Annotated in this window: 14 protein-coding genes and 1 tRNA gene; 5 read left to right on the top strand and 10 right to left on the bottom strand. The window is 70.3% G+C overall.

Annotated elements, in window-relative coordinates:
- The 3 genes from BX283_RS16835 to BX283_RS16825 are packed head-to-tail and all read right to left on the bottom strand — an operon-like array spanning position 1 to position 3,307.
- Positions 1-900, bottom strand: a complete 900-nt coding sequence (locus tag BX283_RS16835; protein ID WP_101388415.1) for a carbohydrate ABC transporter permease — start codon at positions 898-900, stop codon at positions 1-3.
- Positions 897-1,958: a carbohydrate ABC transporter permease gene (locus BX283_RS16830; protein WP_373979178.1), complete on the bottom strand. Its 1,062-nt coding sequence runs from the start codon at positions 1,956-1,958 to the stop codon at positions 897-899. The genes BX283_RS16835 and BX283_RS16830 overlap by 4 nt, the downstream gene beginning before the upstream one ends.
- Complete coding sequence (locus tag BX283_RS16825) at positions 1,955-3,307, bottom strand: ABC transporter substrate-binding protein (protein WP_101388413.1); 1,353 nt, start codon at positions 3,305-3,307, stop codon at positions 1,955-1,957. Before BX283_RS16825 ends, BX283_RS16830 begins: the two co-directional genes overlap by 4 nt.
- Before the next feature lie 236 nt (positions 3,308-3,543).
- Here BX283_RS16825 and BX283_RS16820 point away from each other — a divergent pair, with 236 nt between their 5' ends.
- Positions 3,544-4,584, top strand: a complete 1,041-nt coding sequence (locus BX283_RS16820) for a LacI family DNA-binding transcriptional regulator (RefSeq protein WP_101388412.1) — start codon at positions 3,544-3,546, stop codon at positions 4,582-4,584.
- Positions 4,585-4,594: 10 nt separating this feature from the next.
- On the opposite strand, the gene BX283_RS16815 is transcribed toward BX283_RS16820, so the two are convergent.
- Together BX283_RS16815 and BX283_RS16810 are read right to left on the bottom strand one after the other, a co-directional pair.
- Positions 4,595-4,912, bottom strand: coding sequence for a hypothetical protein (locus BX283_RS16815; RefSeq protein ID WP_101388411.1), 318 nt, complete (start codon positions 4,910-4,912; stop codon positions 4,595-4,597).
- On the bottom strand, positions 4,909-5,091 hold the full coding sequence (locus BX283_RS16810) for a hypothetical protein (protein ID WP_101388410.1): 183 nt from the start codon (positions 5,089-5,091) through the stop codon (positions 4,909-4,911). Before BX283_RS16810 ends, BX283_RS16815 begins: the two co-directional genes overlap by 4 nt.
- Positions 5,092-5,294: 203 nt before the next feature.
- Between BX283_RS16810 and BX283_RS42450 the strand changes: the two genes are divergently transcribed.
- Both BX283_RS42450 and BX283_RS16800 read left to right on the top strand, forming a co-directional pair.
- Positions 5,295-5,645 carry a DUF6879 family protein gene (locus BX283_RS42450; RefSeq protein ID WP_101388409.1) on the top strand — a complete coding sequence of 117 codons (351 nt, stop codon included), beginning with the start codon at positions 5,295-5,297 and terminating at the stop codon, positions 5,643-5,645.
- Between the two features lie 24 nt (positions 5,646-5,669).
- Positions 5,670-6,521: a helix-turn-helix transcriptional regulator gene (locus BX283_RS16800; RefSeq protein ID WP_101388408.1), complete on the top strand. Its 852-nt coding sequence runs from the start codon at positions 5,670-5,672 to the stop codon at positions 6,519-6,521.
- 79 nt (positions 6,522-6,600) lie between these two features.
- On the opposite strand, the gene BX283_RS16795 is transcribed toward BX283_RS16800, so the two are convergent.
- The 4 genes from BX283_RS16795 to BX283_RS42445 form a co-directional block, all read right to left on the bottom strand.
- Positions 6,601-6,673, bottom strand: a tRNA-His gene (locus tag BX283_RS16795).
- 157 nt (positions 6,674-6,830) lie between these two features.
- Positions 6,831-7,433, bottom strand: coding sequence for an oligoribonuclease (gene orn / locus BX283_RS16790; protein ID WP_101388407.1), 603 nt, complete (start codon positions 7,431-7,433; stop codon positions 6,831-6,833).
- 5 nt (positions 7,434-7,438) lie between these two features.
- Positions 7,439-8,671, bottom strand: coding sequence for a helix-turn-helix domain-containing protein (locus BX283_RS16785; RefSeq protein ID WP_101388406.1), 1,233 nt, complete (start codon positions 8,669-8,671; stop codon positions 7,439-7,441).
- 387 nt (positions 8,672-9,058) lie between these two features.
- Positions 9,059-9,478 (bottom strand): hypothetical protein, encoded by a 420-nt coding sequence (locus BX283_RS42445; RefSeq protein WP_373979177.1) that lies wholly within the window; start codon positions 9,476-9,478, stop codon positions 9,059-9,061.
- Between the two features lie 369 nt (positions 9,479-9,847).
- Between BX283_RS42445 and BX283_RS16775 the strand changes: the two genes are divergently transcribed.
- Positions 9,848-10,369 (top strand): universal stress protein, encoded by a 522-nt coding sequence (locus tag BX283_RS16775; protein WP_067159339.1) that lies wholly within the window; start codon positions 9,848-9,850, stop codon positions 10,367-10,369.
- Between the two features lie 258 nt (positions 10,370-10,627).
- Entirely contained in the window at positions 10,628-11,197 is a 570-nt protein-coding gene (locus BX283_RS16770) for a GPR1/FUN34/YaaH family transporter (protein ID WP_101388405.1), read from the top strand.
- Between the two features lie 139 nt (positions 11,198-11,336).
- Here BX283_RS16770 and glmS read toward each other — a convergent pair whose 3' ends face one another.
- On the bottom strand, positions 11,337-13,154 hold the full coding sequence (gene glmS, locus BX283_RS16765; protein WP_101388404.1) for a glutamine--fructose-6-phosphate transaminase (isomerizing): 1,818 nt from the start codon (positions 13,152-13,154) through the stop codon (positions 11,337-11,339).
- Positions 13,155-13,173: the final 19 nt, after the last annotated feature.

Raw genomic sequence — 13,173 nt, 5'->3', positions numbered from 1 at the left:
TCACCCCTTCACCGCGCCCTGCATGATCCCGCCCACGATCTGCTTGCCGAACAGCACGAACGCGAGCAGCAGGGGCAGGGTGCCGAGGAGGGCGCCGGCCATGATGACCGACTGGTCGGGGATGTAGCCGCGGCCGAGTCCGGTGAGCGCCACCTGCACCGTGGGGCTGCCGTTCTGGGTCAGCGCGATGATCGGCCAGAAGAAGTCGTTCCAGGCCATCACGAAGGTCAGCATGCCCAGGACGGCCATCGCGGGCCGGGCGGCCGGGAAGACCACGTGCCACACCACCCGCCAGCTGCTCGCGCCGTCCACCCGGGCGGCCTCGATCAGCTCGGTGGGCAGCGCCTCGATGAGGAACTGCCGCATGAAGAAGACCCCGAAGGCGCTGACCAGGGTCGGCAGGATGACCGCCTGGAGCTGATCGGTCCAGGACAGCTCGGCCACCACCATGTAGAGGGGGACGACGCTGAGCTGGGGCGGGATCATCATCGTCCCGATCACCAGCAGGAGCAGCAGGTTCTTGAAGCGGAACCGCAGCTTGGCGAAGGCGAAACCGGCGAGCGTGGAGAAGAAGACCGTGCCGAGCGCGATCGAGCCCGCCACGATCGTGGTGTTGAGCAGGGCCGTGCCCATGTTGGCGTCGGTCCAGGCGATCTTCAGGTTCTTGAAGAGGTTGCCGCCGAACCAGAAGGGAGGAGGGGTCTGGGCGAGCCGCTCGTTGCTGCGGGAGGCGGCGACCGCCGTCCACACCAGAGGGAAGAGCGAGCCCACGGTGAAGAGGATGAGGATCGCGTACGCCAGCCGTCCGCCGTGCAGTTGGCGCCCGGCGCGGTGGGCGGATCGGGGGCGGGATCGGTGGGCGGATCGGGGGGCGGCCGGGGCCGTCGTCTTGGCGCTCACGTCGTCTCCTTGCGCAGGGCGCGCGAGATCAGCCAGTTCGCGGCGCCGATCAGCAGCAGGATCAGGAACATCGTCCAGGCGATCGCGGAGGCCCGGCCGAGGTGGAGGTTCACCCAGCCCTGCTCGTACAGATAGAGGCCGAGCGTCTGGAACTGGTGGTCGGAGCCGCCGGTGGCCCCGGCGCCGCCGTTGAAGAGCAGCGGCTCGCCGAACAGCTGGGTCGCGCCGATCGTGGACACGACGCAGGTGAACAGGATGGTCGGCCGCAGCGAGGGCACGGTGACGTGCCGGAACTGCTGCCAGCGCGAGGCCCCGTCGAGTGCGGCGGACTCGTACAGGTCGGGCGGGATGGCCTGCATCGCGGCCAGATAGATGAGCGCGTTGTAGCCGGTCCAGCGCCACACCACGATGGTGGAGACGGCGAACTGCGAGGTCCAGGTGCCGTTCTGCCAGTCGACGGGACCCCATCCGAGCTGCCCGAGCGCCCAGTTGACCATGCCGTAGTCGCGCCCGAAGAGGAGGACGAAGACCAGGGTGGCCGCCGCGACGCTGGTGGCGTACGGGGTGAGGACCGCGACCCGGAAGAACATCGAGCCGCGCAGCTTGTAGTTGAGCAGATGCGCGATACCGAGGGCGATCATGAGTTGGGGGACGGTGGAGATGACGCCGATGGTGAAGGTGTTGCGCAGCGCGTTCCAGAAGAACTCGTCGGACAGGAGCCGGGAGAAGTTGCGCAGCCCGACCCAGTGCATCTCGTTGGGCGCGGTCAGCTCGACCTGGTGCAGCGAGGCCCAGCCCGTATAGAGGAGCGGGAAGAGCCCGAACGCGGCGAAGAAGAGGAAGAAGGGCGCGACGAGGGCGTACGGGCTCCAGCGCACATCGCGCCGGTAGCGCCGGCTGCGGCGTTCGCGCCGCCGCGCCTCGGCGGGGCCGACCGGGTCGGCGGCGGCCACGCGGTCCCCGCCCGGGGCGCCGGCCCCCGCGGGGGCCGCGGCCACCACGGCCGGGCCGCCGCCCCCGCCCGGCTCCGCCGCCCCCGTATCGCTCGCGCTCCTCACTGGTCCAGCGCGTTGTCGATGGCCTTCACCGCCGCGTTCCAGCCCGCCTCGGGGGAGCGGCCCTTCTGGTCGACCTGGAGCATGCCGACGTCCGCGAGGTTCTGCGCGATGATCAGGTCCTTCGGGCCGAGGACCTGCACCGGGGTGCCCTCGGCGGCCTTGGCGAAGATCTGCCCGATGGGGGCGCCGCCGAAGTAGTCGTGGCGGGCGTTCGCGACGGCGGGCAGGGCGTACGCGGCCTTGGCGCTCGGGAAGCTGCCGCGCTTCTCGAAGAACGTGGCCTGCTGGGCCGGGGCGGTGAGCCAGGCCGCGAGCTCGGCGGCCTGGGCGCGGTGCTTGCCCGCCGACGGGACGACCAGGAACGAGCCGCCCCAGTTGGACGGCTTGGGCGCGGCCGCCACATCCCACTTGCCCTTGCCCGCTGCGCCCGCCTTGTCCTGGATGTAGCCGAGCATCCAGGCGGGGCAGGAGACGGTGGCGAAGGAGCCGTTGGCGAAGCCCTGGTCCCAACTGGGCTGGAACTGCTGCAACTTGGCGGTCAGTCCGTGCGTGGCGAACGAGGCCGCCGTGCTCCAGGCCTCCTTCACGGCCGGGTTGGACTTGTAGACGACCTTCCCGTCCGCGTCGTAGTAGCGGGTGGCGCCGCTGCCGGTGATGGCGTTCAGGACGCCGGACGCGGAGTCGACGAAGGCCGTGCCCTTGGGCGCCTTCGCCTTGTAGCGGTCACCGGCGGCCAGGTACTTCTGCCAGTTGCCCGCCCACAGCTTCCCCACGGCCTCCCGGTCGGTGGGCAGCCCGGCGGCGGCGAACAGGTCCTTGCGGTAGCAGATGCCCTGCGGCCCGATGTCGGTGCCGAGGCCGACGGTCCTGCCGTCCTTGGTGGTGGCCTGCCCCCACTTCCAGGGCAGGAAGGCGTCCTTGTCGACGCCCTTCACCTTGCCGAGGTCCTCCAGGTGCCCCGCCTGGGTGGCGGTGACCTCGGCGATGTTGTTGATCTCGACGGCCTGGATGTCGGCGAGCCCGCTGCCGGAGCCGAGGTGGGTGAGCAGCTGCGGGTAGTAGTTCTCGTTCCGCTCGATCGAGGTCTGCTTGATCTCGATGTCCGGGTGGAGCTTCATATACGCGTCGTAGAGCCCGGCCTCCTTCAGGCCGAAGGCGCCGAAGACGCCGACCGTGAGCGTCGTCTTCGCCCCGCCGCCCCCGCTGCCGCCGGAGGAGCCGGAGCCCGGCGAGGAGTCCTTGCTGTCGCCGTCGTCGGCGCAGCCCGCGAGCAGCGAGGCGCCGAGCGCGGCGACGACGGCGAGAGCCGACAGCCGCGCGCGGGCTCTCGTACGTGTTCTCGTACGCATGATGATCCTCCAACTGGCTTGCCGTGCGGGGTGATTGACGGTCAGTCGTGCAGTGGGGGAAGGTGCGGAAGGTGTACGGGTACGTGGGGGTGGGAGCGCTCCCAGTCGTGATGTGTTGAAGGGTGGCGACTGTCCGGGAGGGTGTCAAGGGAGCGGGCAAAGGGAGTCCGCCGACGAGGTCGTGCTGTTAGTTTTCACCCGAGTTCCACGATGCGCGGCGAGACGGGGAGGCAGGCATGACAGCAGCTCGCACGGTCCGGGGCCGTGGGGCCGGGCGGCCCACCCTTGAAGAGGTGGCGGCGCGTGCCGGGGTCGGCCGGGGCACGGTGTCACGGGTGATCAACGGCTCGCCCCGGGTCAGCGACCGTACCCGCGCGGCCGTCGAGGCGGCGGTCGCCGAGCTCGGTTACGTCCCCAACCGCGCGGCCCGCGCCCTGGCCGCCAACCGTACGGACGCGATCGCCCTGGTCGTCCCCGAGACGGAGACGCGCTTCTTCGCGGAGCCGTACTTCTCGGAGGTCGTCCGGGGGGTGGGCCAGGCGCTCGCGGAGACGGAGATGCAGCTCCTGCTGACCCTGGTGGGCAGCGACCGCGAGCGCCGCCGGCTCGCCCAGTACCTGACCGGCCACCGGGTCGACGGCGTCCTGCTGGTGGGCGTCCACGCCGACGACCCGCTGCCCGAGCTCCTGGAGCAGCTGGACATGCCGGTGGTGATCAGCGGCCCGCGCTCGGAGGAGGAGCCGCTGGCGTCGGTGGACTCGGACAACTTCGCCGGGGCGCGGGCGGCCGTGGCACACCTGGTGGCGCGCGGCCGCCGTTCGATAGCCACGATCACCGGGCCGCTGGACGTGTACGGGGCCCGCCGCCGCCTGGACGGCTACCGCGCCGCCCTCGCCGAGGCCGGTCTGCCCGCCGCCGCGCACCTGATATCCCCGGCGGACTTCACGGAGGAGGGCGGCCGCCGGGCGATGACGGACCTGCTGGACCGGGCCCCGGGGGTGGACGCGGTCTTCGCGGCCTCGGACGTGATGGCGTCGGGCGCCCGCCAGGTACTGCGCGAACGCGGCCGCCGCGTCCCCGAGGACGTCTCCCTCATCGGCTTCGACGACTCGGCGATAGCCCGCCACATGGACCCCCCGCTCACGAGCGTGCGCCAGCCGATCGAGGAGATGGGCCGGGCGATGGCCCAACTGCTCCTGACCCAGATAGCGGAAACCGAACCGTCGCGCCCGCGCCTGGTCCTGCCGACGGAGCTGGTGGTGCGGTCCTCGACGTGAGGGGCGGGGGTCACTTGCGTACGCACCCCGGAGTACCGGCCGGATGCCGGACGCTGTCGGGCCGGGCCCCGCACGACGAGAACCCGAGCACGGTCTCGGCTTCGCCCAGGGCGGGTTCGTCGCAGACGACGCAGATCCGGGGCCGCGCGTGCCGGGGGCAGGCCCGGGGGTACCAGTGGGTCCGGTAGTCCAGGATCAGCAGCGGCCGCGGCCCCAGGTCGACGGCGGTCGCCGGGGTCAGCGTCACCCCGCACCAGACGCAGTCGATGCCGCGCTGCTGCGCCTGCGAGAGCCCACCGATGTCCGGGAGCGGCCCGCCCCCCGTCACCGCGAGACCCCCACCTGCGGGGCGCCGACGGCGGCGGCACAGCCGGGATGCGTGTAACGGGGGTACGCGCCGCCGGACTCGGTGACGAGCAGATGAGTGAGGGCGTCGGCGCCGGGCTCTTGGCAGATGGGGCAGATCCGGTACGGCGCCGGGCCGTTACCGGATTCGGGCTCGGACATGGAGCCTCCCTTCGTGGGTGCGGCGCGTTGCGGCTGCCGCTGGTCAGGAAGGTAGGCGGGTGTCATGCCGCGCATCGAGCATTGTGCAGATATGTGCGCACGCCCTGTAGAGCACCACGTTGTCCACTTCACACCCTTGAACGGCTCTGTCCGCTGCGGGATGGTTCTGCACACCACTGCACAACTCCTCACAGGAGGACGGCATGTCGTTACTGTTCGTCGGAATCGACCCCAACACGGGAGACAAGCAGAGCCCGACCGTCTGGGTGGATCAGAAGAACAAGGAGATCGTCTTCCAGGGCTGGAAGGCGGGTGCGGAGCTTGAGTCGGAGTGCGCGGCGTGTGACGTGCCGGGCCACGCGAAGGGGATTCCCGAGGGGGAGGCCGTTGTGCGGATCCCGGCCAGGATGGCGCACTGGAACCATTTCGCCGGTGACGGCAGCTCGACGGGGGAGGAGATCACCGACGACCCGGCCGCGGCGCGGCTGTGCGCCGCCGCCTTCGAAGAAGTCTGGTCCAGGGCCGTTCCGCATGAGCGGTACGAGATCCGCTGACAGGAAGTACGGACAGCACACCTCATGCCCATCTCGCCGTCGTCCTCGGCGCAGGCCGCCCGCAAGCTCGTCGCCGGGCGGCTCCGCGACATCCGCAAGGAGGCCGGGCTGACGGTCTCGGAGCTGGCTGCCCGGTGTGGCTGGCATCACTCGAAGACCTCCCGTATCGAGAACGCCCGTACCGCGCCGACGGCGGCGGACATACGACTGTGGTGCGAGGCGGGCGGCGCGGCCGTTGAGGCACCCGGGCTGATCGCCCAGTCCCTCAACGCCGAGTCCATGTACAGCGAGTGGCGCCTCCAACTGCGCAACGGGCTCAAGCAGCTCCAGGACAGCTGGGTGCAGTTCTTCCACGAGACGCAGCTGTTCCGGGTGTACTCGGCCACCCTGGTGCCGGGGCTCGTACAGACCGAGGGGTACGTCACGGCGCTGTTCGAGCGGATCGCGGAGTTCCGGGAGATCCCCGACGAGTCGGAGGCGGCCGCCAGGGCACGGGTCGAGCGGTCCCGGGTGATCCATGAGCCGGGCCACAGGTTCGTCCTGCTCGTCGAGGAGTCGGCGCTCCACTACCGGATGGGGCAGGAGGAGGCGATGGCCGCACAGCTCGGCTATCTGCTGACCGCCGGTGCGCTGCCGTCCGTCTCGCTCGGGGTGATCCCGATGGCCACGAGGGAGAGGGCGCTGTGGCCGATGGAGACCTTCCATGTGTACGACGACACGTTCGTGTCGGTGGAACTGCTGTCGGCCCAGGTAAACGTCACCCAGCCGAACGAGGTCGCCCTCTACCTGAAAGCCTTCGAACAGCTCCGCACCATGGCCGTCTACGGCCCAGACGCCCGCGCCCTCGTCCTCAAGGCCATCGAAGCCCTGGGCTGAAGCCGGACGTTCCCACGGGAACACCCCCGGAAACGAAGAAGACCCGGTCCGCCGAAGCGGACCGGGTCTTCCCGATCAGGGTGAGTAACGGGACTCGAACCCGCGACATCCTGGACCACAACCAGGTGCTCTACCAGCTGAGCTATACCCACCATGCGTGGCCGGACTGTTGTGGTCTGGGAAAGTCCCTGGGGGCTTTCCTTACCGGCCGAGAAAAAGTGTACAGGGTCCGGGAGGGTGCTCGCGCACATGTTTCGCGGCACCCTCCCGGGGTGGCCCTGCGGTGCCCCCGGAGTACCCCCGAAGGGGTTACTCCGCAGGCAGGACGTGCTTCGCCGCGATCGACTTCGCCGTGTCCGAGTCCGGGCCCGGCTGGGCGACGAAGATCGCCTCGCGGTAGTAGCGGAGCTCCGCGATGGATTCACGGATGTCCGCGAGCGCGCGGTGGTTGCCGTTCTTGTCCGGACTGTTGAAGTACGCCCTCGGGTACCAGCGGCGGGCGAGCTCCTTCACCGAGGAGACGTCCACGATCCGGTAGTGGAGGTACTCCTCCAGGGCCTTCATGTCCCGCGACAGGAAGCCGCGGTCGGTGCCGACCGAGTTCCCGCACAGCGGTGCCTTGCCCGGCTCCTTCACATGCTCGCGGACGTACGCCAGGACCTGCGCCTCGGCGTCGGCCAGCGTGGTGCCGCCGGCCAGCTCGTCGAGGAGCCCGGAGGCGGTGTGCATCTCGCGCACCACCTCCGGCATGGTCTCCAGCGCGGCGTCCGGGGGACGGATCACGATGTCCACCCCTTCACCGAGCACGTTCAGCTCCGAGTCGGTGACCAGGGCGGCCACCTCGATAAGTGCGTCGTCCGCCAGCGAGAGCCCGGTCATCTCGCAGTCGATCCACACCATGCGGTCGTTCATGTGTCTCAGCCTACGGGGCCGCTCCGCTGACCCGGCAGACTCGGACGCATGTAACCGGTGGCGTAGAGCTCCGATACGGACTTGCCGGGGTCCGGCGGCGGCGCGTGCGAGATCGCCGTCGGACCGACCAGAGCGCTTGCCGCGGCCGTGCGCCGCGACTGCGGCAGGGCCTGCGGCGGCACCGTCTCCAGGGTCGGCGGACCCCCGGACGGCTCCGCCTGCGGCCGGCGCGCCCGGTACGCCGCCCGGTAGGACGCCGGGGACGAGCCGAGCTGGCGGCGGAAGTGCCCGCGCAGCGCGACCGGCGAGCGGAAGCCGCAGCGGCCCGCGACCTCGTCGACCGAGTAGTCCGACGTCTCCAGGAGACGCTGGGCCTGGAGCACCCGCTGGGTGATCAGCCACTGGAGCGGGGCCGATCCGGTCAGCGAGCGGAACCGCCGGTCGAACGTACGGCGTGACATGTACGCGCGAGCGGCGAGGGTCTCCACGTCGAACTGCTCGTGGAGGTGCTCCAGCGCCCAGGACACGACCTCGGCCAGCGGGTCGGACCCGATCTCTTCAGGTAAAGACCTGTCGAGATAGCGCTCCTGACCGCCGCTGCGCCGCGGCGGGACGACGAGCCGGCGCGCGAGGGCTCCGGCGGCGTCGCTGCCGTGGTCGGTCCGCACGATGTGCAGACAGAGGTCGATCCCGGCCGCCGTGCCCGCCGACGTGAGGACGTCCCCGTCGTCGACGAACAGCTCCCGCGGGTCCACATGGACCGACGGATAGCGCTTGGCGAGCGTCGGCGCGTACATCCAGTGCGTGGTCGCCGGGCGGCCGTCGAGCAGCCCGGCAGCCGCGAGGACGAACGCCCCGGTGCAGAGGCCCACGATGCGGGCCCCTTCTTCGTGCGCCCGGCGCAGTGCGTCGAGCGCGGCCGCCGGTGGCGGCGAGGTGATGGACCGCCAGGCGGGCACCACCACGGTGCCTGCCCGGTTGATGGCCTCCAGCCCATAGGGCGCGGTCAGTTCGAGCCCGCCTGTGGTCCGCAGGGGGCCCTCCTCTCCGGCACAGACCAGCAGGCGGTAGCGGGGCACGCCCGCGTCCTGCCTGTCGATCCCGAACACGGAGAGCGGAATGGAGCTCTCGAAGATGGGGCCGCCACTGAACAGCAGTACGGCTACGACTTCCCGGCGTCGACGGCCGGCGAGCTTCCTTGTGGCCTCCGGTGATGCGGCAGCGGAGTCCTGGCTCATTTTGCTAAGCCCCCCTCGGTGTTCGCGGCTCCCCGTTCTTGTCGGGCTTGTCGCTCCTGCACTTTTCCCCTTGGTTTTGCACGAGTCCCCCAGCCTTCGATACGCATGATCGAATCTACTGCGTTCTGTGGCGTCGGCGTGACAAGTCCGGTACTCAGCGCTATGTCGACTTGGCAACTTGGCGCGAAGCGTTCGATCACGAAGGGTTTCATCCAGGGCGCCCGTAGGGAAGTGGGCGTCGCGTGCATGGCCCGTACCCGTATGGCCAAAGCCGCCACCCCTGCCCGTTTTCCGCTGGTGGCAAGGGGGTTGGCAGGCCATTTCGGGCAGGGGGGAGGGGGGAGGGGAAGTTGGCTGAAAACATACGGGTCCGTGTGTACGAACGCGTCAGTCCAACGGCGAACTTTCGCCGTTCGCCCCACCGTCGCGGTGCCGGCCGGGGCCCGGTCGGGCCGCCGCGCGCTCGGACTGGCGCAGCAGCAGTCGGCAGACAGCGGTGATCGCCGCGAGCCCGACGGCCGTGCCGGTGGCCCCGGCGAACGAGGAACCGTAGACGACGAGCACCACCGGCACCAGGACGCAGCTGAACGCCGCCCAGCGCACCACGTCGCCCGCGCAGTCCCCGGCAACCGCGGAAGCCGCCCGTACGCCGTGCGAGCCCCCCTCCGCACGCCCCTCGGCGCCCCGCGGCCCTTCCCCGGGCGCGGGCGCGCCCGGCCCCCGGGGGGCGTGCGCGCCCCGGCGGGAGCCGCCGGGCGGGGTGGGCGGGGAGGCGTCCTGGGCGAGCGGCGGGACGGGCACGGGCATGGGCTCCACGGAGGGGTGTCGAAACAGCGTCGGAACGGCCGCGTGTCTAACGGGCGGGTACGCGTTCCGGTCACTGCGCGTGCACAGCGGGGCCACAGCCGGAGCACAGCCGGAGCGCCTCGGGATGTCACCGAAGTGGATCGAACGTGCACAGAATGTTGAAGAAAGGACCTCTGTACCGGCCATCGGCCATTGCCATCCGGGGCGGGCTCGTGCATGCTCCGGGGAACGCCGTGCAGCATCGGCGGCTCTGGGCAGGAGAGGAGTGTCGCCGTACCCTTGGGGGTATGGGCTTGGGAAGATGATTCCCGGACACAGCTCCGCCGCCAACTGTCGCCCTCCCATGAGGATCCAAACGCCGAGACACCCATGGCCGGTCAAGAATTCCCCGAACCCGCGGACCGCAAGCAGGTAGCCGACCCGACGTCGGACCTCCAGGCGGCAGAAGAACCACGTCTCTCCTGTGACCCGGCCTTCCGGCACGGAGTGGTGGTCGGCTTCGACGGCTCCACGTCGAGCGAGCGCGCCCTCGCGTACGCCATCGGCATGGCCAGACGCTCCGGTTCCGGTCTGATCATCGTGCACGTCGCCAACCGGCTGCCCACCACCGTGTGGGCCGGCTGCGAGCCGCCGGTCTTCGTGGACGTGCCGGACCACCGGACGGAAGTGCTCGGCCTGGAGCTCGCCTGTGCGGACTACCTCGCCGAGGTCTCCTGGATCCTGGTCGAGCGCGGCGGGGACATCTGTCACGAACTGGAAGAAGTCGGGCGGGAGTACGCGGCGGACGCGATCGTCGTCGGCTCCACGCACGGCATCGTCGGCCGGATCTTCGGCTCGGTCGCCGGCCGCCTCGCCCGGCGGGCCCAGCGCCCCGTGGTCGTCATCCCGTAACGCCGATTCCCGACGTCGTTTCCCGACGCCGTTCCCGGTTTTCCCGATCTTCCCCGATGCCCCGCGACTGTCCCGCGGCGTCGTTCCGTAACCCGGCCGTGTCCGTTTGTTGTCCCAGCTGAGACGCTGTCAACTCCCTTTGTTCCAGGGCGAATCTACCCTCCGGTAGGGGGTGGATTGTGCCCTTGTGAAGGGTACATAAGGGTCGCTGGGAAGCAGCACGACCTGCAGCACAACTGCACATGAAGGGAGCCCGCCGTGGACCACGAAGCCCCCGCGGGAAGCGTCACTTCCACTCTCGGCCACCTCGCACTCGGACTCACCCTGCTCGCCTTCGGCCTCGGCACCACCAAGGTCGTCGACGGCGTCACCGTGGCGGACGCCGTGTCGATCGCGACCTACGTCGGCGGCATCGGCCTCTTCGTCCTCGGCATCGTCGCGTTCCGTGACCAGGACGCCTTCACCGGCACCGCCTTCGCGGGCCTGGGCGCCTTCTGGTTCACCTGGGCCAGCGGTGCGGACGCGAAGTTCTCCACCAACGCGGCAGGACTTTTCCTGCTCCTGTTCGGGCTCCTCGCGCTGAGCCTGGCGGTGGGCGCGGCCGGCGCCGGACCCATCCGGCAGGGCTCGTACGCCCTGCTGTTCGTCTCCCTGGTGCTCCTCGCGATCGCCGACTTCGCCACCAACGACGGCCTCGCGAAGGCCGGCGGCTGGGTGGCGGCGGTCGCGGGCGCGGTGTCCTGGTACGGGGCGACGGCGGGCCTGGCCAACTGGCCGACGGCGGTTCCGCGACGCGCTGCCGGCCGGGGGGTGACGGCCGCCGGCTAGGCAGCCGCAGGCCGGTGCAATGGGCGGCACCGGCAGGCAAGGGAGCGGCCCCGCACGCCTGGTGGCGCGTGCGGGGCCGCTTCTGTGTCTACGTCTTCTGCCGTAGGGGCGGTACGGAACCAGCCGTACCGGTCCTGGACTACTCGACCGTGACGGACTTCGCCAGGTTGCGCGGCTTGTCGATGTCGCGGCCCATGGCCAGCGCCGTGTGGTACGCGAAGAGCTGGAGCGGGATGCCCATCAGGATCGGGTCCAGCTCGTCCTCGTTCTTCGGGACGACGATGGTGTGGTCGGCCTTCTCCTGCTCGCGGTGGGCCACGGCGAGGATGCGGCCGCTGCGGGCCTTGATCTCCTCCAGGGCCGCGCGGTTCTTCTCCAGCAGGTCGTCGTCGGGGACGATCGCGACCGTCGGCAGCGCGGGCTCGATGAGGGCCAGCGGGCCGTGCTTGAGCTCGGAGGCCGGGTAGGCCTCGGCGTGGATGTAGGAGATCTCCTTGAGCTTCAGGGAGGCCTCCAGGGCGACCGGGTAGCCCCGGACGCGGCCGATGAACATCATCGACTGGGCGCCCGCGTACTCCTTGGCCAGCTTCTCGATCTCCGGCTCCATCGCCAGGATCTCGGAGATCTGCGCGGGCAGCTTGCGCAGGCCCTCGATGATCCGCTTGCCGTCGGCCACCGACAGGTCGCGGATGCGGCCCAGGTGCAGCGCGAGCAGCGCGAAGGCGACGACGGTGTTGGTGAAGCACTTGGTGGAGACGACGCAGACCTCGGGTCCGGCGTGCACATAGGTGCCGCCGTCCGCCTCGCGGGCGATCGCCGAGCCGACGACGTTCACGACACCCAGGACGCGGGCGCCCTTGCGCTTGAGCTCCTGGACGGCGGCGAGCACGTCGTAGGTCTCACCGGACTGGGAGACCGCGATGTACAGTGTGTCGGGGTCCACGACCGGGTTGCGGTAGCGGAACTCGGAGGCCGGCTCGGCGTCCGCGGGGATGCGGGCGAGCTCCTCGATGAGACCGGCGCCGATCATGCCGGCGTGGTACGAGGTGCCGCAGCCGAGGATCTTGATCCGGCGCACCCCGCGGGCCTCGCGGGCGTCCAGGTTGAGGCCGCCGAGGTGGACGGTGGAGAACCGGTCGTCGATGCGGCCGCGCAGCACGCGGTCCACGGCGTCGGCCTGCTCCGACATCTCCTTGTGCATGTACGTGTCGTGGCCGCCCATGTCGTAGGAGGCGGCCTCCCACTCGACGGTCTCGGGGGTGGCGTTGGTGAGCGTGCCCGAGGTCGTGTACGTACGGAAGTCGTCGGCCTTCAGGGTGGCCATCTCGCCGTCGTTGAGGGTCACGACCTGGCGGGTGTGGGCGATCAGCGCGGCGACGTCGGAGGCGACGAGCATCTCCTTCTCGCCGATGCCGAGGATGACCGGGGAGCCGTTGCGGGCGACCACGATGCGGTCGGCGAAGTCGGCGTGCATCACGGCGATGCCGTAGGTGCCCTCGATGACCTTGAGCGCCTCGCGGACCTTCTCCTCCAGGGAGTCGGCCTGGGAGCGGGCGATCAGGTGGGTGATGACCTCGGTGTCGGTCTCGGACGCGAAGACGACGCCCTCGGCCTCCAGCTTGACGCGCAGCTCGGCGGCGTTGTCGACGATGCCGTTGTGGACGACGGCGACCTTGTTCTCCGGGTCCAGGTGCGGGTGAGAGTTCACGTCGCTCGGGGCGCCGTGGGTGGCCCAGCGGGTGTGCGCGATGCCGGTGGTGCCGGTGAAGCGCTTGGGGACGCGGGCCTCCAGGTCGCGGACGCGGCCCTTGGCCTTGACCATCTTCAGCGCGCCCGACTTGGGGCTGTTGATGACCACGCCCGCGGAGTCGTAACCCCGGTACTCCAGCCGCTGCAGACCTTCGAGCAGCAGGGGAGCGACATCACGCTTACCGATATAACCGACGATTCCGCACATAGAGTCTTGACCCCTCCAT

It is taken from the genome of Streptomyces sp. TLI_146 (assembly GCF_002846415.1).
Lineage (GTDB): Bacteria > Actinomycetota > Actinomycetes > Streptomycetales > Streptomycetaceae > Streptomyces.
This window is presented reverse-complemented; position numbering and strand designations above follow the sequence as displayed.